Source organism: Burkholderia sp. RS01, assembly GCF_039748055.1.
GTDB lineage: Bacteria > Actinomycetota > Actinomycetes > Actinomycetales > Micrococcaceae > Arthrobacter.
Window position 1 is genome coordinate 24,516 of record NZ_JBDLAK010000005.1, and the last position, 21,087, is coordinate 45,602.

Sequence of the window (21,087 nt, forward strand, 5' to 3'; positions counted from 1 at the left end):
TGACGTGACCACAGTTGCAGTCCCGGCGCCGGCCAAGGGTGCGGCCGGAGCCGCCAGTCCTGCGGCGGCTGCCGCTGCCGCCGGTACGTCCGGGCGCGGCGGCGAAGAGGCGCTCAAACTCTCGCACGCGTACCTGGAGCTGTTTGAACCATCCAAAGACGGGTCGCTCGACAAACCCGGCCCGCAGTTCGGGCGAATCGACTTCCAGTTCAACCCCAAAGAACTCACCATGGGGAAGTCCGCATCCTGGGCGCGCCAAACGGCCAAGGCCAACGGGAAGGCCGGTGCGCCCCAATACAAGGGCCCGATGCCCTCCAAACTGGCCTTGGAAATGTTCTTTGACGCCTCGGGGAAGCAGGATGACGCGGTGGTCCAGCGTGTCGAGAAGCTGTTCGCGTGCTGTGCGCCCACCGATGCGTCGCTCAAGCAGAACAAGGGCTCGCCTCCCTGGGTGCTGTTCCGATGGGGCAAGCTCACTGGCTTCCTTGCTTACGTATCCAGCGTTCAGGTCAAGTACACGCTCTTCACGGCCGCAGGACTGCCCGTCCGTGCCACGTGTACCGTCACGCTCGAAGAAATATCCGGAGACCCGCCCAAGCAGAACCCCAGTTCGGGCGGGCTGGTGCCGCGGCGGCTCCATGTGCTGGTGGAGGGGGACACCCTGGCCGGGATCGCGTACCGCGAATACGGAGATGCGTCCCTGTGGCGGGCGGTGGCTGCTGCGAACGGCATCGACGACCCCATGCGGCTGCGGCCCGGCAACTCCGTCATGCTGCCCGCCGTGGACGAGCTGCCGTCCGGAATCGTGGCCAACGCCGCCGGGCGGGTGCGGGAGGTGGTCCGTGGCGCATAGCGAGGAGTTCAGCAACATGCTGCTGGTGGAGGTGGCCGGCAGGCCGCTCCCGCCGGATGTTGCCGCGCGGCTGGTGGCTGGCTATGTCGATGACAGCAGCAACGTTCCGGACCTCTTCCTGCTCCGCTTCAGCGATGAATACTCCACGGTCCTGGAGAAGGCCGGTTTCAGCATCGGTGTACCCGTGAAGCTGTCCGTGCAACAGAGTGGCCCGGGAGGTCCCGTCCCGCTGCTCTCCGGTGAAGTAACGGCACTGGAAACAGAAATGGACCACGAAGGCCTGTACACAATCGTCCGGGGCCTGGATCACTCCCACCGGCTGTTCCGCGGACGGCGCGTTGAAGCGTACCTTCAGAGCACAGCCGCGGACATCGTCCGAAAGGTGGCCCAGCGCGCGGGCATCAAGGCGGGCACCATCGCCGCGAAGGGCCCCGTCCTCCAGCATGTGGCGCAGGACGGCATCAGCGACTGGGACTTCCTGCACCGGCTCGCCGTGGAATCGGGGGTGGTCCTTTCCGTGTCCGGCGGAGAACTGCACTTCACGCCGTCGACGGACTCAGCGACGGCGCCCGCAGGCGCCGGCGGGGCAAAGGAGGACCCTCTGGTCCTTGAGCGCGGGGTCAACCTCGTAGCGCTGCGCGGCACAATCACTTCCGCGGATCAGGTCCCCGACGTCGAAGTCCGGGGCTGGGACGTCGCCGCAAAAAAGCCGATAGTGTCGGTCGCACAGGCGCAGACCCGCAGCGCCAAGCTGCCGGATGTGGACCCCGCCGCCCTCGCCAAGAAGTTCGGAAGCCCACGGTACGTTGCTCCTCCAACGGCTTTTGACCAGGCGGCACAATGCGATGCGGCGGCAGCCTCCATCGCCTCCCGCATCGGCGGTGCCTTCGCCGAAGTGGAAGGCCTGGCCCGGGGCAACCCCAAGCTGCGGGCCGGCACCGCCGTGGTGCTCAAGGGCGTCGGCAAGCCATTCGACGGCCAGTACACGCTCAGCTCATCCCGCCACGAGTTCAGCCCGGATACCGGGTACCTCACAACATTCGCCGTCAGCCACGAATCCGAGCGCTCCCTCTACGGGGTAGCCGCCGGCGGCAACAGCCGTGACGCCGTGCCGGGAGTGGTCAATGCCGTCGTCACGGCGGCGAAGGACCCGGAAAACCAAGGCAGGGTCAAGGTGAAATTCCCGGTGCTGTCCGACAACTACGAAAGCTGGTGGGCCCGCACCGTCCAAGCCGGGGCGGGGGCCTCGCGGGGAGCCGTCGTCCTCCCTGAAGTGGGAGACGAGGTGCTGGTGGCCTTCGGCCACGGCAGCTTCCAGCAGCCGTTCGTGCTCGGCGGACTCTACAACGGCCAGGACCAACCGGGCAAACCCTGGGCGGACCACGTGGGCTCGACCGACGGCGCCGTCACGCGGCGCGCCTTCGTCTCGCGCACCGGAATGCTTGTGGAGTTCCTCGAATCCCCGGACGGCGAACAGCTGACGGTGAGCACGAGCGGCGGCAAACAGAGGATCTCGCTCGTTCAGAAACCGGACGCCGCAATTGAGATTCTTTCGGAAGGACCGGTCAACGTGACAGCCAAGAAGGACGTCGCCGTAACGACGTCGGCCGGCTCGGTGACCATCAAAGGCAAGAAAGTGACGGTGGAAGCCCTCACGGAGCTCGAGCTGAAGGGTGCCACGGTGAAGATCTCCGGCAGTGCATCGGCCGAACTGAAGGCCCCGGGCGTCAAGGTGGCGGGGGACGCGACGGCGGAACTCTCCGGCGGCGCGACGACCACCGTCAAGGGCGGTCTGGTCCGGATCAACTGAGTCGGGCCCGGGGCCGGACAACGACAGGAGGCAACGAGGTGGGGCAGGAGTTCATAGGCGCCGGGTGGGCATTCCCGCTGCGGACCGACCGGACCGGCAGCATTGCGCTGGTCCGTGACCAGCGCGAAATTGAGGAGAGCATCCACCTCATCCTGGCAACATCCCCGGGAGAGCGGCCCATGCGGCCGGAGTTCGGCTGCTCAGTCCACGATTACGTCTTCGCGCCCGCGGACGCAGCAACGGCCGGAGACATCGCCTATGCCGTGCGCGTGGCCCTGGACCGCTGGGAGCCCCGGATCACCCTTGAGAACGTGATCGTCAACTTCGACGGCGCGGACGCGGGGTTGCTTCTCATCGACGTGCAGTACACGATCAGGGGCACCAACGATCCGCGCAACCTGGTCTTCCCCTTCTATGTCATTCCGCGCAACGGCGAGGAGGCCGCGTCGTAATGCTCCCTTCACCCAATCTTGATGACCGCCGCTTCCAGGACCTGGTGGACGACGCCAAGCGCATGGTGGCGCACTATTGCCCCGAGTGGACTGACCACAACGTCTCCGATCCGGGCGTAACCCTCATTGAGACTTTCGCCTTCATGGTGGACGAGCTCTTCTACCGGCTGAACCGCGTACCCGACCGCCTTTACGTCGCCTTTCTGGAGCTTCTCGGGGTGACTCTTCACCCGCCGACGGCGGCGTCCGTCGAGCTCCTGATGAGGTTGTCCGCTCCGCAACCGGACGCCGTCGTCATCCCGAGCGGGGCCGAGGCTTCGACGCGGCGCACCGAGGAGGAAGAGGCAGTTGTTTTCGCGACGACGCGCGAGCTGACGGTGCCGCCGCGCCGGCTGGCACATGTTCTGGCCCAACTGGACGGCGGCGCAGCGGTGCCGCGCACCGAAGCATTGCACGGCGACGGCAGCTTCCCGTGCTTCGGAACACCGCCCGTGCCCGGCGACGCATTGTTGCTGGGTCTGAATGACGCGGCGCCCTCATGTGCCGTGGTGCTGCGGTTCGAGTGCGAGGTCCGCGGCGTGGGTGTAAACCCCAGCCACCCCCCGTTGGTGTGGGAGGCCTGGGACGGCAGCTCCTGGGTCCCGTGTGATCTGGACAGCGACGGTACCGGAGGCCTGAACCGGCCCGGTGACGTGGTGATCCATTTGCCGCATCGGCATGCGTCGTCTGTTCAGGGCGGCACGCGGGCAGGCTGGCTTCGTTGCCGTGTGGTGGAGCCGCTGCCCGGCTATCCGTCGTACAGCGCTTCTCCGACCGTGAGTTCTGCTAGCGCCTTTACGATAGGCGGCTCCGTTCCCGCGATCCACGCGGAAACGATCTATGACGAAGTCGTGGGGATGTCTGAAGGCGTTCCCGGGCAGTCTTTCGAACTGGGCCGCCGTCCCGTGCTGCCCGGCGGGGACGATTTCATCGTGGAGGTCGCCGGAGGCTCCGGCTGGGAGACCTGGACCGAGGCGGACTCGTTCGCCGGGTCAGCTCCTGACGACCGTGTTGTGGTGCTGGACCGCACGTCAGGCATCCTGCGCTTTCCCCCAGCCGTGCGGGAGCCAGACGGTTCCCTCCGGAGCTACGGTGCCGTGCCGCCTGCCGGCAGCCCGATACGCGTTCCGAACTACCGAACGGGCGGGGGCCCCCGGGGAAACGTTGCTGCCCGGGCGCTGTCCGTGTTGCGCTCCTCCATTCCCTTTGTCAACAGCGTGGAGAACCGTCGCGCCGCACACGGCGGGGTTGCCGGGGAAACCATCGAGCAGGCGAAGGAGCGCGGACCCCTCGCGCTGCGCACCCGGGACCGGGCCATCACCGCCGAGGACTATGAACAGCTCGCGAAGCGTGCCGCCCCGGACATCGCACGCGTCCGTTGCATTCCGGCGGTTACCCCCGAAGAGGCAGGGGGCGTAAGGATCCTGGTTGTTCCGGCGGCGGTTCCGGACAAGAACAACCGGCTGACGTTCAGTGATCTGGTCCCGGATGCCGAGACTCTCGCCGAGGTTGCCGCCTACCTGGACCAGCGCCGGCCCGTCGGGGCGCGGGTGCTCGTGGAGCCGCCTTTCTACCGGGGCGTGACCGTCGTTGCGCAGCTGACAGCCCGTCCACGGGTCTCACCGGGGCGTCTGCGTGCAGACGCCCTGCGGGCACTCTACAGCTACTTCGACCCGATCAGGGGCGGTCCCGACGGCGAAGGGTGGCCGTTCGGCCGTCCCGTGCATGGCGGCGAAGTGCACGCCGTCCTTCAGGGCCTGGCCGGGACCGAGATCGTCGACGACGTCCGCGTTTTCGCCGCTGATCCGCTGACGGGGAAGCGCGGCGAACCACAGCAGCGCATCGACGTGAACCGGAACGCGCTGGTCTTTTCGTTCGATCACCAAGTCCGCGTTTCGGAAGGGGTCTGAGATGCGCGGCATGGTGGACGGGCTGGGCAGTGCCGTTCCGTTGGCCACCCGCCTTCCGGCGGTCCTGCAGGAGGACGCCTTCCTCCAGCGGTTCCTGCTGGCCTTCGACGACGCCCTTGCTCCCGTGTTCACTACGTTGGACGGCCTGGCATGCTACCTGGATCCGCGCTTGGCCCCCGAAGATTTTCTGGACTGGCTGGCCGACTGGGTTGGCGTGAGGGTGAATGATTCCTGGTCCACGGCTCAGCGGCGGGACGTGATTGCCCACGCCGCAACAATTCACAGGCGGCGCGGCACGCTCCCTGGTCTGGCCGATGCCGTGCGACTTGCCGTCAGCGGTGTCCGGGACGTGCGGATTGAGGACAGTGGCGGCGCTGCCTGGTCCCAATCCCCGGGCGCGGAGTTGCCGGGCCAGGCCACTGCACACCTGCACGTCACGGTGTACGCCGCCGCCGTCGAGGCAGTCAGCCTGGCACGGCTGGAGGGCATCATCAGCTCGGTGAAGCCAGCCCATGTTCCCCACACCGTCGAGGTCCTCACCTCGGCTGTTCGTTACTCCGACGATTCCTGAGGAGCAGGCGGTGCTAATCTGCGGAGATTGCAGTGCGCGCAACGACGACGGCGAGAGTTTCTGCACCAACTGCGGCGCCTACCTCGAATGGCAGCGTCCGCCCGCCGGCGCCGTCGATAGACCGCAGGCCGCCACCTCCGGACCCGGGCCGAATACGCCGCCGGGGCCGCGGCCGGACACGGCGGAGCTGCCCCAGGTAACCGTGCCTCCGGTCCCGACGGCGGGCGAGTCGGCCGAACCTCGGCAGCGAACGCCACTCGGAAGACGGAGCGCCGCCGGCACCGGAAACCCCGGCCAGAGCGGCACAGTCCGGGCCGACAGCGCACCCGGCGGGGGAGGGCAGGAATCCAGGCGGGATCCCGTCGGTGATGGAAACAAGGGCGACACGGTGGCCGTCATGGATGTCGAGCCGGCTGCCGTGAAGCCGGGCCAACGGGTCGCCAGCGCCCCGCGTGTACTTCCTACGGACAGTGACGCTTCCACGGCCGCTGGCGAGCTGGTCTGCGCAACGTGCGGGACCGGAAACCAGGCTGATCGAAGTTTCTGCCGGCGCTGTGCGGCCAGCCTCGCAGTGGACCCGGGTACTGACGTTTCGGAAGTTCCCCGGCTGTCCTGGTGGAGGAGGCTGTTTAGGCGGCCGGAAGGGAGGGCCCTACCGGCGGGCACTCGGCCCAGATGGAAGTCAAGGCGTTTCCCGACGCGATCCGCAGCTTCGGTTGCGGTGCTGGGGCTGTTGGGCGGCGGGGCCTACGCCAACAGAGACTCGATTGGAGGTGCGCCGCAGCGTGTCCTGGACGAACTTTTCGATGGTCCGGTTGGCGACCTGAAAATGACTGCATCGGATTCCACCAAGGATCCCGAGCTTGCCAACGACGGATTCTCGAACACCTCATGGGCGGGAAAACTCAAAGACGGTGAGCACTCTAACTTCCTTGAGGCTACATTCGCGGGGCCAACTCGTCTTGTCTATGTGTTCATCACAGGGCTGAAGCCGGAACCACTGGCCTCACGCGAGGAACAGCGGCCGTCGAAAGTTCTCATATCCGTGCATCATAAGGGTGCCAAGGAAGGGACGTATCAGAACTTCCCCCAGGTTGATGTGCCGGCTGACACGCAAAGGCACGGCTACTATGTGGGAGCGGACAACGTGGAAGCGGTTCGGCTGACCATAGTGGAACCGACCAGTGCCACAGCTAAATCCGTGTCCATCGCCGGGGTGCAATTTTCGAAACGGTAATAGCTGTCAGGACCGCGGGTGGAGTCCCGCGTTGGGCGGTACTCCCAACGCGCTCAGCATGCCGCGGTACCGCCGCTCTGCATGCTCCGCTGCAGCCGGATCGCCGGAAGAACGGTAGATCCCGATGAGAGTCCGCCAAGACTCGTCCCGCCACGGGTCGATTTCAACACTTCTCGTGGCCGCCGCGGCTGCTGCTGCGGCGTCACCCAACGAGAGTTCAAGACTGGCCAGCGCGGCAGCTGCCTCCGCTGCCCGGATCCGGTAACGTTCTCGTGTATCCGTCACCCACTCTGCAGGACCGTCCTCGGGCAGAACTTCGCCTGCGTACAGTTCAACTGCCCGCCTCAGCCTCGCTGCTGCTTCGTCACGATCCCCTGTGGATCTAGCTATGGACGCATCGTGAACTGCCCGGTCAAAATCGGAGAGATCAAAGGTTGATCCGCCGTCGAGAACCAAGGCATAGGCCTCTCCCTGCCGCCTGATGAGCTGGCGGCTTTCCGCGGGTCCTTCCGGCTGAAGTGCCCGACGAAGATTCGAGACGCTGACCTGGAGATTGTGCAGGGCCGATGGGCTGTCGAGGTCCGCCCACAGTTCCCCGGCGAGGCGGTCCCGGTGCACCGGGCGTCCTGCATGGAGGGCGAGGATGCGCAATACAGTGCGTGCTTGGGGGCGCACCGTCGACAAGTCAACGCTGACTGCGTTGGCCCGGACCGAAAATCCGCCGAAACACCGGACGTCGAGGGCCGGCAGGGCCGCCACGACGGAAACTGCAACAGGCCGGATCGTCACCGGTGCGCCTCCAGAGCGAATGCCCGGGAGGGCTGGCGGTTCACTCCTTGCTGCGGTACCCGTCCACGTCCACGGACGGCAAACGAAACCGGCCGACCTGGCGGTTTCGGCAGCGACCTGCATGATTTCCGCGGCGTGCTCCGGCCGGACTTGGGCCAGGGCGGCGTATGCGACGGCGAGCGCCCCCGGCACGCCCGCAGTCCGGGCAAAGGATTCTGCAGCCAGCGCGTCGTCGGCCGCCCCTGGCAGGTCCTGCGCTGCGCCGACCAGCGCTTGAGCCGACTGGGCCCAGGCTTCAAGTGCACCGGCGTCCAGCCTGCGGAACCGCACTGCGAGGGATTCGAAGGCGCTGTAGTCTGACCTCCCGGCGCGCAACCACATGAGTGCGGCAGCTGCGGCGATGAGTGCAGCGCCCCACTCGTCGCCGCGCAGCTCGCAAGTTTCCAGCGCCGATTGCACGGCGTCCTGACTGCCGGCCTTCCCAAAATGGGCCGCCTGGACGCCCCGTGCCAGGCGGGCAAGCCAGGTGAACCCGAGTCGTTCGGCCTGTCGTTGAACAGCATCGACGTCGTCAGCAGGCCCGTTGAGTCCCAATGTTGACGATTCAGGGCCGAAAACCGCCAACGCAAGTTGTGCTGCAAGGCCCGCCAGCGTGTCATCGTCCGGGCGCTCTGCACAGCGTCTCAGGAACGGTAGCGCGCCGCGTTGATCACCTGCGAGCAGGAGCGAAAGGCCTTTGGCAAGACCGTCCTGCGCCCGTCGGTGATCGTGCAGGGCCCGAGCGACTGACCCAGGGCTTCCGTGGCTAGCGGCCCGGAGGACGCCCGCCGGGCCCGGTCCCGTTGCCGGCGCGTCGCCAGCCCAAACGGCCGCCGTGAGCTGCAGGTTCCGGGCAGTCCTGAGCAGATCCGCATCACGGGTTAGCCTGGGAATTTGAGCCGCGGTCCTGTAGGCAGCGGCCGCGCACCCGTCATCCAGCAAGTGCCGCGCCGCGGCTAACGCAAAAAGAGCATCCTCCCGGACCAAGGATTCCGGGGCTGTTGCTGCCCACCGGCATGCGCCGGGAAGGTACGTCCGCTGCCCGGCACGGACCATTGTTTCCCGAACGTGCCCCCAGTCCTGGCCGTCGGCCAGCACCCGCAACGCGGCACATTCCTCTCCGTCCTGCTCCAGGACCGCTGCTGTGCGGCGCCGGATATCCTCGGGCAACTCCTGACCGGCCTCGCCGAGAGCGGCAATCAAGTGCTGGCGCAGTACTTCCGGTAGCCGGAACGATGTTCCGCCGTCATCGCTGATCACTATTCCGAGCTTTTCGAGCTCGTGAAGTATCAGTGTGCTGTCGCCGGTGCCGAGAATCGAATCACAACGGGACGGAGTCAGCAGTTCCAGGAGGCAGGTGTGGCGAAGCACCCTTTCCATGCCTTGGGAGATGCCGGCCAGGAAATGGCGGGTCAAGTAGTCCCTTGCATAGCTTGATGCCGGGCCAAGTGATTCCGCAGCTCGGCGCCGTTCCACCGAAGAACGGTTCTTCGCTGCGACGTGGAAAAGGTGGAGGGCAGCCGCCCAGCCGTCGGTCCTGTCTGTCAGATTGAAAACACCGGCCGGGCTAAGCGGCTGTTTGTACGTGATTCGGAACAGCTGCTCCACTTCAGGCGCCCGGAAGCGCAAGTCGTCGCCGTCCACGGTGACATACGCCGGAAGCTCGGAGCGGGCGAGGTTGAAGGACGGGGGCCGCCGGCTGCCTATGAGAAAGTGCAAATGCGGAGAACCGAGGGAAAGCAGCTGCTCCAGTTCTGACTCCGCGGACGTGTTGGCTAACTCCTGAAGGTCGTCCACGACGAAGTAGACGGGACTTACCAGCCGGCCTGCCATCGTGGCGAGCTCCGGGACGGAGCGAGCACGTTCACCTCCGACAGCCGTTGCGAGTGCTGTGGCGAATCGGGCAAGCATCTGGCCGGCCTTTACGTCATGGGATTTTGCCCGGTACCAGCCCACTGTGGCGCGCTCCTGGGCGGCCCAGTGTGAGAGGAGGGTGGTTTTGCCCGTTCCCGGGGGCGCAATAACCAGCCCGAGCCGTGCTTCCGCGGGCCCACGAATTGCATGAATCAGCCGGTGTCGCACCAGCCCTGTCACAGGCGGGGCTGTGGTGCAGAGTCCCTGCGGCGTCATTGCCATGCTGTCCTGCTTCCACGGAAGGGTTTGGCTCCCAGCGTGGATTACAGTGTAAAGGCCTCCCGTCGAAGCCAACCAGTACTACGCGGCTTTCATCACCCCGCGCGCCGAAACTGCCCGGCCGAAACTGCCCTATTCAAACCGCGACGGATCGCCGGTTCCCCGGCGCACCACCTCGGCCACGCCGCTGGAAAAGTCGACCACGGTGGTCGGCTCCGCGCCGCAGTCGCCGGAATCGACGACGGCGTCCACCACGTGGTCAAGCCGCTCCTTGATTTCCCAGCCCTGCGTGAGCGGATCCTCCTCGTCCGGCAGCAGCAGCGTGCTGGACAGCAGCGGTTCCCCCAGCTCGGCCAGGAGGGCCTGCACGAAGTTGTGGTCCGGGATACGCACGCCCACGGTTTTCTTCTTCGGATGCAGGAGCCTTCGGGGCACTTCCTTGGTGGCCGGCAGGATGAAGGTGTAGCTGCCCGGCGTCACGGATTTGATGCTGCGGAACACATCGTTGCCGATGTTCACGAACTGCCCCAGCTGGGCGAAGTCGCGGCAGACCAGCGTGAAGTGGTGCTTGCTGTCCAGCTGGCGGATGGTCCGGATCCGGTCCAGCGCCTCCTTGTTGCCCAGTTGCGCGCCGAGGGCGTAGCACGAGTCCGTGGGGTAGGCGATCAGGCCGCCCGAATGAAGGAGATCCACGATTTGCGAAATCGCGCGCGGCTGTGGGTCCTCGGGGTGAACATCAAAGAATCTCGCCATGCCACGAGCCTACGGCCCAGCAGCGGTTCCCGCACTCATCCCACGTGGACCCAGGGCCGCTTTGTGACGTCTGGCTCGGCTTCGCGCAGCACTTCGCGGGTGACCGGTGCGATCTCGCCTTCGCCCAGGAACAGGAAGCGCAGCAGGTTCACCACGGGGTTTCCCTCGGTCCAGCGGAAATAGATGTGCGGCATGAGCCCCGTGACGTCCCGGATGTGCAGCAGCACGGAGGCGATGGTGTTGGGCACCACGGGCCCGTGCACCTCCAGGATCCGGTAGCCGTGCCGGACCACTCCGCGCACCTGCAGTTCGGTCTCGAAGTCGGAGGAATCGTCCACGATCACTTCCAGGAACAGCGCCTCGTAGTCGACCGGCAGGTGGCTGACCTCTATGGCGGACGTCAGTTTCTGCCGGTACGCGTCGGCGCTCACCCTCAGGGGTTCGTGGGCGATGATGCCCATGGGGCCTTCGTCGTCCGCCGCCACGAATTCCAGGGCCGTCCTGTCCAGGCGGACATGGGTGGCGTGGAGTTCGAAGGACCGCCCGATCCTGGAAAGCAGCGAGATCACGATGATGCCCACGATGAAGAACCCTGCGATCCGGATCCCTTCGGGCCGTTCCACCATGTTGACGATGGTGGTGTAGATGAACACGAGGGCGATCAGGCCAAATCCGAGGGTCCGTTTCCGCTGCTGGCGGCGGCGGGCCGAGAGCGCCACGGCAACGGCCGCGGACGTCATCAGCACCAGGACGCCGGTGGCGTACGCGCCGCCCTGGGCATCGACGTCGGCCTCGAAGAGGATGGTGACCAGGAAGGCGATCACCGCGAAGACCAGCACCAGGGGCCGGACGGCCTTGGCCCATTCGGGCGCCATCCCGTAGCGGGGGAGGTACTTAGGGACGAGGTTCAGCAGGCCGGCCATCGCGGACGCGCCGGCGAACCACAGGATGGCGATGGTGCTGACGTCGTAGACGGTGCCGAAGCCCGGCCCGAGGTACTCGTGGGCCAGAAACGCCAGGGCGCGTCCGTTCGCCTGCCCGCCCGGCTCGAATTCGGGGCCGGGAATGAGGATGACGCTGATGAAGCTGCTGGCGATCAGGAAGGCGCTCATGATCAGCGCCGCGGTGGTCAGCATGCGGCGGGTGCCCTGGATGCGGCCGGCCGGGTTTTCCGGGGTGTCGGTCACGTGGCCGCGGACCTGCGGCATGACAGCGACCCCGGTTTCAAAGCCGGACAGGCCGAGCGCCAGCTTGGGGAACACCAGCAGGGCGATGCCCACGGCCAGGACCGGATTCCCGTGCGAGGTGGCCAGGGCCCGCCACCAGTCACCGACGGCGGCCGGATGGGTCAGGGTCTCGACGGCGGTCCTCGCCACCACGACGACGTTCAGGCCCAGATACACGGCCACGAGCACGACGGCGATGCCGATCGCCTCCTTGAACCCGCGCAGGAACACCGCGGCGAGCAGAGCCAGCAGGACGAGCGTCACCGGGATTTCCTGGCCGTGCAGCCAGCCGGGGGAGTACGGGTTCTGGACGAGGTGCGCTGTCGCATCCGCGGCGGACAGGGTCATGGTGATCATGAAGTCCGTGGCCGCGAAGCCGAGCAGCACCAGGACGAAGAGTTTGCCGCCCCACCGCGGCAGCAGCCGCTCGAGCATGGCAATGGATCCCTCGCCGCGGGAGCTCTCGCCGGCTACCCGGCGGTACACGGGCAGTGCCCCGCAAAGCGTGACGGCAACCAAGACAAGCGTGGCCAGCGGAGAAATGGCTCCGGCCGCGAGCGCCGCAATGGCCGGCTGGTAACCGAGCGTGGAGAAGTAGTCCACCCCGGTCAGGCACATGACCTGCCACCACGGGTGACGGCGCTCGTGCGCCGCGGTCAGTCCGCCGGGCCCCTGGTGGGATCCCTTGCTGTCCTGCAGGCCCAGGAGCAGCCAGCTCTTGAGCCGCGCCTGCCGGTGGGGCCGGAGCGCCGAGGGGTCCGCGGGCGGACGGGTCATGGTGGTCATGGGGCCTTTCAGCACGCAGCACGGCGCCGCGGGCACAGCCGAAACTAGCACCGGACCCGTGGGACTCCGCCGGTTTGTTCGGTATCTTGACGGATCCTTAACGCCGGTGTGAGGCACGCCATGCTGCCGGCCCGCGCCGGCCGGCCCGCGGGGCCACATGAACCCGCACTGGTGAAAGAATGGCGTCATGGCACGGGAACGGATTGTCATTGGCTTGTCCGGTGGAGGTGAGGGGGAGATCCTGATCCGCCGCGCGGCCAGGATCCTCGGTGCCTCCGGGGAGGGGGAGCTGATCGCGGTCCATGTCCGTTCCGCCGGCGGCGTCTCCGGCGAATCGCCCCAGGCCCTCGAAGCCCAGCGCCGGCTCATCGTGGAGCTGGGCGGCAGCTACCACACCGTCGCGGCACCGGATCCTGCCCGGGCGCTCCTCGAGTTCGCCGCGAACGTCGGCGCCACCAGGATCGTCATCGGCCAGTCCCGCAGCCGGAGGATGGCCCCGTTCGCGTCCGGCGGCTCTGAGTCCCGGATTGTCCGTGGGGCCGGAGACATCGATGTGCAGGTGGTGCCCCATCCCCAGGCCGGCCGCGGTGCAGGCCGAACAAGGCAACGGGATCTCGGCCGGGTCCGTGTGGGCGTCGGGTTTGTCCTCGCAGCCGCGGTTCCCGTACTGATGCAGCTGCTGCTGGCCTCCTTCGATCACAGCGTGGCCACCGCCGCCCTGCTCCAGCTTGCCGGTGCCGTGGCCGTCGCCCTGGTCGGCGGCTTGTGGCCGGCCGTCGCCGGTGCGCTCTGGAGCAGCCTGCTGGTCAACTACTTCTCCACGCCGCCCGTGGGCGACCTCGCCATCCACGACCCCCAGGACCTGCTCTCACTGGGCGTGTTCGTCGGAGTGTCCGTGGCAGTGGCCGGCGTGGTGGACCGGTCCGCCCGCCGCTCCAAGGAGGCCGCCCGCGCCCGGGCCGAAGCGGCAACGCTGGGCGACCTCACCCGCGGGGCGACCCGGTCAGAGGACACTGTGGCCAGCCTGCTGGAGCAGGCGCTGGACGTCTTCGGGGTGCGCGCCGCCGCGGTGTTCACCGGGGCCGGCGGGTTCGCCGCCGCAGCCGGCTCAAGTGCGGCCGGTCCAGGTGCGGCCGGCTCAACCTCAGCCGGCCATGTCGCCGGCAGCCACCGTGCCCGGGGGAATCCGGACGGCGGCGCGGACCGTGACGTCCGGCTGCTCGCGAGCGCCGGGGCGCTGACAGAACCGGAACGCGAGGGACGGGACTTCGCCGGACATACGGTCGAGCCGATCGACGGCGGCACCTGGCTGGTGCTCTTTGGCCGCGCAGTGCCGGCCGCGGATAGCCGCCTGCTGGGTGCCTTCGCGGTGCATGTGATGGCCCAGCTGGAGCGCCAGCAGCTGGCTGCCAGCCGGCTGGAGGTTCTGCGGCTTGCCGAAGGGAACACGATGCGCACGGCCATTCTACGGGCCGTGTCCCACGACCTGCGGACGCCGCTGGCAGGAATCAAGCTGGCCGTGGGCGGCCTCCTTCAGACGGCGGTCACGTACACGCCGGGCGAACAGAAGGAACTGCTGGAAACCATCGATGAATGCACGGACCGGCTCGACGTCCTCGTGGGGAACCTCCTGGACATGTCGCGGATTACCGCGGATTCGGTCCAGCCGCTCCTCAGGCCGGTCCGGTGGTTTGAGGTGGTTCCTCCCGCCCTGCGCGGCCTGCCCGCCGGAACCGTGCGGGTGGACCTGCCGCCCAACATGCCAGCCGTCGACGCCGACCCGGGCCTGCTTGAACGTGTCATCGCCAACATCGTTGAAAATGCCGTCAAGTACGCGCCAGGGTCCGACATCACTGTCGCCGGCTCCGCCGGAGGCCTCAGCACTGCCACCCTGGACGGGCATCCCTCCGGCGAGCTGAGGATCATTGATCACGGCAGCGGCGTGCCGGCCAGCAACGTCGTGGCCATGTTCCGGCCTTTCCAGCGCCTGGACGACATTGCGCGGACCTCCGGCGTGGGCCTGGGCCTGGCGGTTGCCAAGGGGTTCGTCGCCGCGATGGGCGGAAGCCTGACGGCGCAGGAAACCCCAGGCGGAGGCCTCACCATGGTGATCCGCCTGCGGTTGTCGACCGGCGTCGGCGCCGGCCCGGTCTCCGCCGGTTCCGCTTCCTCGGCCCTCTCCGCCGCTGCGGCGCCCGGCGGCGCGGCGGATGGTCCTGCGGAGGCCGCACCGTGACCAGCATCCTCGTGGTGGACGATGATCCCCACCTGCTGAAGGCCCTGAGGATCACCCTGCAGGCGCACGGGTACAGCGTGGACACTGCCCCGGACGGCCGCTCGGCGTTGCTGGCGGCCACCCGCAACCCGCCCGGCCTGGTGGTTCTGGACCTCGGGCTCCCCGACATGGACGGGGCCGCCGTGCTGACAGAATTCCGCCGCTGGAGCAGTGCGCCCGTGCTGGTGCTCTCTGCCCGGCACGGGTCAGCCGACAAAGTCGACGCCCTGGATGCCGGGGCCGATGACTACATCACCAAGCCGTTTGGCCTGGAGGAACTCCTCGCCCGGCTCCGTGCGCTGCTGCGCCGGGCCCCGGAGGCCGCAGAAGCGCCCACCGTCACCACGGCCGAATTCACGGTGGACCTCGGCCAGCGGGTGGTCACCCGGAACGGGGAGTCGGTGCGGCTGACCCCCACCGAATGGAGCATCCTGGAACTCCTGGTCCGCAACCCCGGAAAGCTCGTCACCCAGCAGCAGATCCTCTCGACCGTATGGGGTCCCGCCTACGCCAAGGAAGCCAACTACCTGCGCGTCTACATCGCCCAGCTCCGCCGCAAACTGGAAGCGGACACCGGCAATCCGCGCCACCTCCTGACCGAGGCGGGCATCGGCTACCGGTTCCGGCCCTGACGCCGCGGGGAACGTGACGCCGCGGGGAACCGGGAGAACCCCTATGAACGCGGCCGGGTTTGGGGCAACATTTGTAGTGCTTCACTTCCGTCACACAAGTTCCGCCACATAAGGAGAACCGACCGTGTCCACGCTGCTCAACCCGTACATCAGCTTCCGTGACAACGCCCGCGAGGCCATGAACTTCTACCAGTCCGTCTTTGGCGGCCAACTCACGCTGAACACCTTCGGGGACTTCAACGCCAGCGAGGACCCGGCCGAGGCGGACAAGATCATGCACGGGATGCTGACTGCGGACAAAGGCTTCGTTCTCATGGGGGCCGACACCCCCAAGTCCATGGACTACACGCCCGGAACCAGCATCTCGGTATCCCTCAGCGGAGAGGACGAAGGCGAACTGCGCGGCTACTACGACAAGCTGTCCGGTGAAGGCGGCACCGTCACGGTCCCGATGGAACGCGCGCCGTGGGGCGACATCTTCGGTATGTGCACCGACAGGTTCGGCATCGCGTGGCTGGTCAACGTCAACGCCCCGGGCGGACAGGCAGCGCCGGCTTCCTAGCGGCGCCATCGCGCGGGTCGGAGCAGGCGTTGCCCCGGCACGGCGACTGCACCCTTGAGGTGCGTGCGGGGCGGTGCGACCATTGACGAATGCAGCCCCTTTTTGACTTCATCGGCCACTTCTGGTGGCTCATATTTCCGTTGAGCGGAGTCGTTGGCGGGTGGAGCAAGGCGTGGTCGAAGGCCAGCGAACAGCGGCACCAGCGCAGGGTGGAGCTCTACCGGCTCCGGAACCAGGCGCTCTCGGCGGAGCAGGCCGGCGAAGCCGAGGTCGCGGCGCTGCTGGCCGCGCACGATGACGTCAACCGGCGCTGGCTGGACTACGAGCTGGACGTGGGCAAACTCATCGACTTCCCCGTCATGACGGACGTCCGGGAACCTCTCACCGTGGCGTTCCTGCGGGCCAAACGGGAAGCCGACGGGCTGCGGCCCGCGGATCCGGCCCGCATGGGCAACAGGACCCGCCTGGACGAATACCGCGCAGCCGTTCGCAGTTTTGAGCTCGCGTTCGACATCGCCGAGCGCGAAGCCCGGCGCATCAGGGACAGCAACTTTTCAGCGGAGGAACGCCAGAAGCTAGCGACGGCACGGAAGCTGCTGCGGATCGCCGAAGATGAGGCCGCCACGCCGGCCGAACGGCAGACGGCGTACAAGCGCGCGCGGCACGATCTGGAGGGCCTGATTGTCCTGCCCGATGCAACACGTGCGGCACTCGAGGAGAAAGTCGCCCGGATGCTCGGGACAGGGCGGTCGGCCGCGACGTGAACCGCGGTTCCACCTGAATCGGGAGAGCCAGCCTAGCCCGGCGGCGTCCAGGCCCACTCGCGGATCTCCGGAAGGTCCTCGAAGTGCTCGCGGATGTACTCCGCATGGGCGTCCAGCTGCCGGTTGCAATGGTCCGTGAGCGCTTTGGCGCCCGGAAGCTGCCGCGGCATGCGCCGGAGCGCCTCCAGGGCCAGATGGTAGCGGCTCATGCGGTTGAGCACCACCATGTCGAAGGGCGTTGTGGTGGTTCCCTGCTGGCTGTATCCGCGGACGTGGAAGCGTTCCGGGTTCGGGCGGCCGTGCAGCAACTGGTGGAACGATCGTGCGTAGCCGTGCCAGGCGACAACCACATCGCAGCTCTCCGTGAACAGCGAACTGAACGTCCCGTCGTCGAGACCGTGCGGGTGGGTGTCCCTGGGCGGAAGGACCATCGCGTCCATGACGTTGACCACCCGCACACGGGCGTCCGGGACGTGCCGCTGCAGGAGCCACGCGGCGGCCAGCGTCTCCTCGGTGGGGATGTCCCCAGCACAGGCGAGGACGATGTCAGGGCCGGCGGTGCCGCCCTGGTCCTCATTCCCGGCCCAGGCCCAGCGCGATGCTCCGGCTTCGGCATGGGCACGTGCTTCCTCAAGGGTGAGGTACTGGGGATGGGCCTGCTTGTCCACCACCACGAGGTTGACGTAGTCGGTGCTGAGCAGGACGTGCTCCGCCGTGGCCAGCAGGGTGTTGGAATCCGGCGGGAGGTAGATCCTGGTCACTTCGCCCGAGAGGGAAAGCACGGTGTCGATCAGGCCAGGACCCTGATGGCTGAACCCGTTGTGGTCGTTTCGCCAGCACGTTGACGTCAGCAGGATGTTCAGGCTCGGAACAGGGGAGCGCCATTCGAGCTCGCGGGCGTGCTGCAGCCACTTGGCGTGCTGGACCGTCATGGAGGCGCTGACCATCGCAAACGCCTCGTAGCTGGCGAAGAACCCGTGCCTCCCCGTCAGCAGGTAGCCTTCCAGCCAGCCCTGGCACAGGTGCTCGGAGAGCACCTCCATGACCCTGCCGTCCGGCGAGACGTGGTCGTCCGCGGCGTCACCGCCGTGCGGGGGAAGGAGCAGGCACCGGTCCGTGGCTTCGAACACGGCACCCAGCCGGTTGCTGTTGGTCTCGTCCGGGCAGAACAGCCGGAACCGGGGGTTGTCCGCCGTGCTGAGGTAGAGGTCCCTGAACAGTTCGCCGAGCGGTTTGGTGGTCTCGCTGCTGGTGGAGCCGCGCTCGCCGGGGTTGACGGCATACTGACCGAGGTCAGGGATCACGAGCGGGACGGCCGGCTGGCCGTTGGCCGGGGGCACGGACCCCATCCGCAGCCGGCCCTCCGGCGCCAGCGCTGCCAGTTCGGGTACGAGCCGGCCGGCGTCATCGAAAAGAGTTTCCGGCTTGTAGGAACGCATCCACTGTTCAAGCAGCGCGAGGTGCTCCGGATTGTCCTTGACGCCGGAGAGCGGCACCTGGTGGGCGCGGAAGGTTCCCTCGACCGGGCTGCCGTCCACGGTTTCAGGGCCGGTCCACCCCTTGGGTGTCCGCAGGATGATGGCGGGCCAGCGGGCGGCGTCCGCCGTGCGGCCGCCGCGGGCCTGCTCCTGGATGTCCCGGATGGCAGCGTACGCTCGGTCGACGGCCGAGGCCATCGCCCGGTGGACGTGACCGGGCCGGTCTCCGGAAACCGTCACCGGGTCCCAGCCGTGCGCCCGCAGCAGGGCTTCCACGTCCGCGTCTGAGCGGCGGCCGAGCACCGTGGGCCCCGAAATCTTGTGTCCGTTGAGGTGCAGGATCGGCAGGACTGCGCCGTCCCGTGCGGGGTTGAGAAAGAACGGCGCCGTCCATGATGCTGCCAGCGGCCCGGTTTCGGCCTCGCCGTCGCCAATCACGCAGGCGGCGATCAGCCCCGGGTTGTCCATGACCGCCCCGGTCGCGTGCATGAGTGAATAACCCAGCTCGCCGCCCTCATGGATGGATCCCGGGGTGGCCGGGCCCACATGGCTGCCCACGCCGCCCGGAGTCGAGAATTGCCGCGCGAGCCGCCGCAGCCCGGCAACGTCCTGCCCGACGTCGGGGTATATCTCCGAGTAGGTGCCCTCGAGGTAGACGTTGGCCACGACGGAGGGGCCGCCGTGCCCCGGGCCGGCCACGAACAGAACCTCTGCGGACGTCCGCCTGATCAGCCGGTTCAAGTGCACGTACACCAGGGACAGGCCCGGACCGGTTCCCCAGTGCCCCAGCAGCCTCGGCTTGATGTGGTCCGGCTCCAGCGGCTCCCGGAGCAGCGGGTTCTCCTGAAGGTAAATCTGGGCCACGGTCAGGTAGTTCGCCGCATCCCAGTACCGGTTCAGCAGCTCAAGTTCGTCGTCGGAGATTTCCTGGCCTGCTTCGGTGCTGCCCATGCACGTGCCTCTCGTCGGTCCTGCTACAGCGCTGACGGGCACAGTCTACCCGCGAGGAATCCGAGCGCTCCGGGACTCCGTGCCGGGGCTGAAGGACGCCCCCGCGAGGGGCCCAAAGCCCTTACGCGGGCAGCAGCGGGCGGAGGAAAATGAAGGTATCAGCGGCCCCTCGGCCTGCTGACCACGGGCTTTGCGATGAAGCAAGGCAGTGCGATGGAGCAGGGCAGGTTTCCGAAATGAACAAACCAATTGTCGTCGGCGTCAGCGGGTCGGCGGGCAGCGAGGCCGCAATGGCGTGGTCCCTCGATCGCGCAGCCCGGCTCAAGCTTCCCGTGATCGCCATGCATGCCGTGGATGACCGGTGGATAGCGCAGGAATTCCAGTACCACGAGATGATCAAGGAGTCTGCCCTGCAGCTCCTGCGGAAAGTTCAGCAGGACGCAGCCCTGCGGGCGCCCGGCGTCGACGTCCAGATCCAGCTGCGGCACGGCGGCACCGGGTCGGCACTTAAGGAGATGTCCAGGGACGCTTCCTTGCTGGTCATCGGATCACACGACAGGTACTGGGCCGACGGCGGGCCCATGACCGACAGGGCGCTCCAGATTGTCACCGCATCGGACAGCCCCGTGGCGGTCATTCCGCACCTCCCGGGACCCGAACGGCGGGGAGTTGTCGTGGGCGTGGACGGCTCCGAGGAGTCGAGCCAGGCTGTTGCGCTTGCGGCCGCCGAGGCTGACCGAGAAGGGGACGAACTGACAGCGGTCCTGGCCTTCCGGCAGCCCGCCAGATGGATACCGCGGGGACAGCCCGCCAGCAGGCTCGCCGAGGCGATGGAGGAAGAAGAGAAGGTTGTCCTCGCCGAAAGCGTCGCCGGGCTTGGCGACAGGTTCCCCGACCTCGTGGTGCATCAGTGGCTGGAAAGCGACATGGACCCGGCCAAGGCGCTCGTTGAGATGGCGGCGGATGCCCGGATGCTGGTGATCGGCAGCCGGGGACGGGGCGGGTTCAGCAGGCTCCTGCTCGGTTCGACGGCGCACGCGGTCCTGACGCGCGTGCCATGCCCCACTGTGGTCACCAGGGTGCACAAAATCCACCACGACGAGTAGCTGAGGGGCCTTGCCTGTCCGGACGCCGGTTCCGTAGCGTGGGCCGCAGAATCGAAGTTCGGCTTCCGGAGGGAACGCCGTGGGAAATGTCTCATTGTATTTGGACGTGGACGGCGTGGTGTGCCCCTTCGGTGCGACGGGCGGCACGCCGTGGGGCACCGCCTGGCGGTACGCGTACGCCGGAATGCTCGAGGTGGCGTACGCGGCGGAGCTGGTGGAGGACCTGAACCGGCTGGTGCCGGTGCCGGGCCTCCGGTGCGTGTGGCTGACCAGCTGGGAGGAGCTGGCTCCGGCCATCCTCTGCCCGGCCACGGGGCTCAACGGCAGCCGGTGGCCCGTGCTCACCGCGGACGGCGCGGGAAGCGGCGCGGAGTGGTGGAAGCTGGAAGCAATCCAGGCCGACGTGGGCATAAGCACCCCTGAGCGGATCATCTGGGTGGACGACCAGCTCGCCTATGAGGGCCGCGCCCAGGCCTGGGCGAGGATCCTGGGAGCGCGGGCACTGCTGGTGTCGCCGGACCCGCGGACCGGCCTGTCTCCGCAGGAGCTCGAGACCATCCGGATCTTCGCCCAGGGTCCGCCGTGACAACACCCGCGCCGGATCCCGCCGGCCGGCCCCCGCAAACCCGGTTGAGTGCGCAGGTTGGAGCTCATGGCCAAGGCGCGTACGATCTATAGGGTTTCAAGCCCGTTCTGCAGCTCTGCAACTCCCGCCGTATTA

General features: G+C 67.5%; 16 protein-coding genes. 12 read left to right on the plus strand and 4 right to left on the minus strand.

Going from position 1 to position 21,087, the window contains the following annotated elements; translation table 11 throughout:
* The first annotated feature begins 4 nt into the window (after positions 1-4).
* The 6 genes from ABFP37_RS06270 (at position 5) to ABFP37_RS06295 (ending at position 6,872) form a co-directional block, all read left to right on the plus strand.
* A complete protein-coding gene (locus ABFP37_RS06270) occupies positions 5-853 on the plus strand; it encodes a hypothetical protein (RefSeq protein WP_347033040.1) in 849 nt (282 codons plus the stop codon).
* Positions 843-2,663 (plus strand): VgrG-related protein, encoded by a 1,821-nt coding sequence (locus ABFP37_RS06275; protein WP_347033041.1) that lies wholly within the window; start codon positions 843-845, stop codon positions 2,661-2,663. The genes ABFP37_RS06270 and ABFP37_RS06275 overlap by 11 nt, the downstream gene beginning before the upstream one ends.
* 38 nt (positions 2,664-2,701) lie before the next feature.
* Entirely contained in the window at positions 2,702-3,115 is a 414-nt protein-coding gene (locus tag ABFP37_RS06280) for a GPW/gp25 family protein (protein ID WP_347033042.1), read from the plus strand.
* Positions 3,115-5,064 carry a putative baseplate assembly protein gene (locus ABFP37_RS06285; protein ID WP_347033043.1) on the plus strand — a complete coding sequence of 650 codons (1,950 nt, stop codon included), beginning with the start codon at positions 3,115-3,117 and terminating at the stop codon, positions 5,062-5,064. The genes ABFP37_RS06280 and ABFP37_RS06285 overlap by 1 nt, the downstream gene beginning before the upstream one ends.
* Before the next feature lies 1 nt (position 5,065).
* Positions 5,066-5,635 carry a phage tail protein I gene (locus ABFP37_RS06290; protein ID WP_347033044.1) on the plus strand — a complete coding sequence of 190 codons (570 nt, stop codon included), beginning with the start codon at positions 5,066-5,068 and terminating at the stop codon, positions 5,633-5,635.
* A 721-nt stretch (positions 5,636-6,356) separates the two neighbouring features.
* A complete protein-coding gene (locus ABFP37_RS06295) occupies positions 6,357-6,872 on the plus strand; it encodes a hypothetical protein (protein ID WP_347033045.1) in 516 nt (171 codons plus the stop codon).
* Between the two features lie 6 nt (positions 6,873-6,878).
* Here ABFP37_RS06295 and ABFP37_RS06300 read toward each other — a convergent pair whose 3' ends face one another.
* The 3 genes from ABFP37_RS06300 to ABFP37_RS06310 form a co-directional block, all read right to left on the minus strand.
* Positions 6,879-9,836 carry a BTAD domain-containing putative transcriptional regulator gene (locus tag ABFP37_RS06300; RefSeq protein WP_347033046.1) on the minus strand — a complete coding sequence of 986 codons (2,958 nt, stop codon included), beginning with the start codon at positions 9,834-9,836 and terminating at the stop codon, positions 6,879-6,881.
* 129 nt (positions 9,837-9,965) lie between these two features.
* The gene (locus tag ABFP37_RS06305; RefSeq protein WP_078029329.1) at positions 9,966-10,586 is read right to left on the minus strand and encodes an L-threonylcarbamoyladenylate synthase; all 621 of its coding nucleotides are present in this window, start codon (positions 10,584-10,586) and stop codon (positions 9,966-9,968) included.
* A 35-nt stretch (positions 10,587-10,621) separates the two neighbouring features.
* Positions 10,622-12,598, minus strand: coding sequence for an amino acid transporter (locus ABFP37_RS06310; RefSeq protein ID WP_347033047.1), 1,977 nt, complete (start codon positions 12,596-12,598; stop codon positions 10,622-10,624).
* Positions 12,599-12,785: 187 nt separating this feature from the next.
* On the opposite strand from ABFP37_RS06310, the gene ABFP37_RS06315 reads away from it, so the two are divergent.
* The 4 genes from ABFP37_RS06315 to ABFP37_RS06330 all read left to right on the plus strand — a co-directional run bounded on the left by ABFP37_RS06315 (position 12,786) and on the right by ABFP37_RS06330 (position 16,831).
* The gene (locus ABFP37_RS06315) at positions 12,786-14,834 is read left to right on the plus strand and encodes a DUF4118 domain-containing protein (RefSeq protein WP_078029331.1); all 2,049 of its coding nucleotides are present in this window, start codon (positions 12,786-12,788) and stop codon (positions 14,832-14,834) included.
* Positions 14,831-15,505, plus strand: a complete 675-nt coding sequence (locus ABFP37_RS06320; RefSeq protein WP_078029332.1) for a response regulator — start codon at positions 14,831-14,833, stop codon at positions 15,503-15,505. Before ABFP37_RS06315 ends, ABFP37_RS06320 begins: the two co-directional genes overlap by 4 nt.
* 124 nt (positions 15,506-15,629) lie before the next feature.
* Positions 15,630-16,067: a VOC family protein gene (locus ABFP37_RS06325; RefSeq protein WP_347033048.1), complete on the plus strand. Its 438-nt coding sequence runs from the start codon at positions 15,630-15,632 to the stop codon at positions 16,065-16,067.
* Between the two features lie 89 nt (positions 16,068-16,156).
* Entirely contained in the window at positions 16,157-16,831 is a 675-nt protein-coding gene (locus tag ABFP37_RS06330) for a hypothetical protein (protein WP_347033049.1), read from the plus strand.
* A gap of 32 nt (positions 16,832-16,863) precedes the next feature.
* On the opposite strand, the gene ABFP37_RS06335 is transcribed toward ABFP37_RS06330, so the two are convergent.
* Positions 16,864-19,260, minus strand: coding sequence for a phosphoketolase family protein (locus ABFP37_RS06335; protein ID WP_347033050.1), 2,397 nt, complete (start codon positions 19,258-19,260; stop codon positions 16,864-16,866).
* A gap of 236 nt (positions 19,261-19,496) precedes the next feature.
* On the opposite strand from ABFP37_RS06335, the gene ABFP37_RS06340 reads away from it, so the two are divergent.
* Both ABFP37_RS06340 and ABFP37_RS06345 read left to right on the plus strand, forming a co-directional pair.
* Positions 19,497-20,366 (plus strand): universal stress protein, encoded by an 870-nt coding sequence (locus ABFP37_RS06340; RefSeq protein ID WP_347033051.1) that lies wholly within the window; start codon positions 19,497-19,499, stop codon positions 20,364-20,366.
* 79 nt (positions 20,367-20,445) lie between these two features.
* Positions 20,446-20,952, plus strand: coding sequence for an HAD domain-containing protein (locus tag ABFP37_RS06345; protein ID WP_078029337.1), 507 nt, complete (start codon positions 20,446-20,448; stop codon positions 20,950-20,952).
* Positions 20,953-21,087 lie beyond the last annotated feature (135 nt).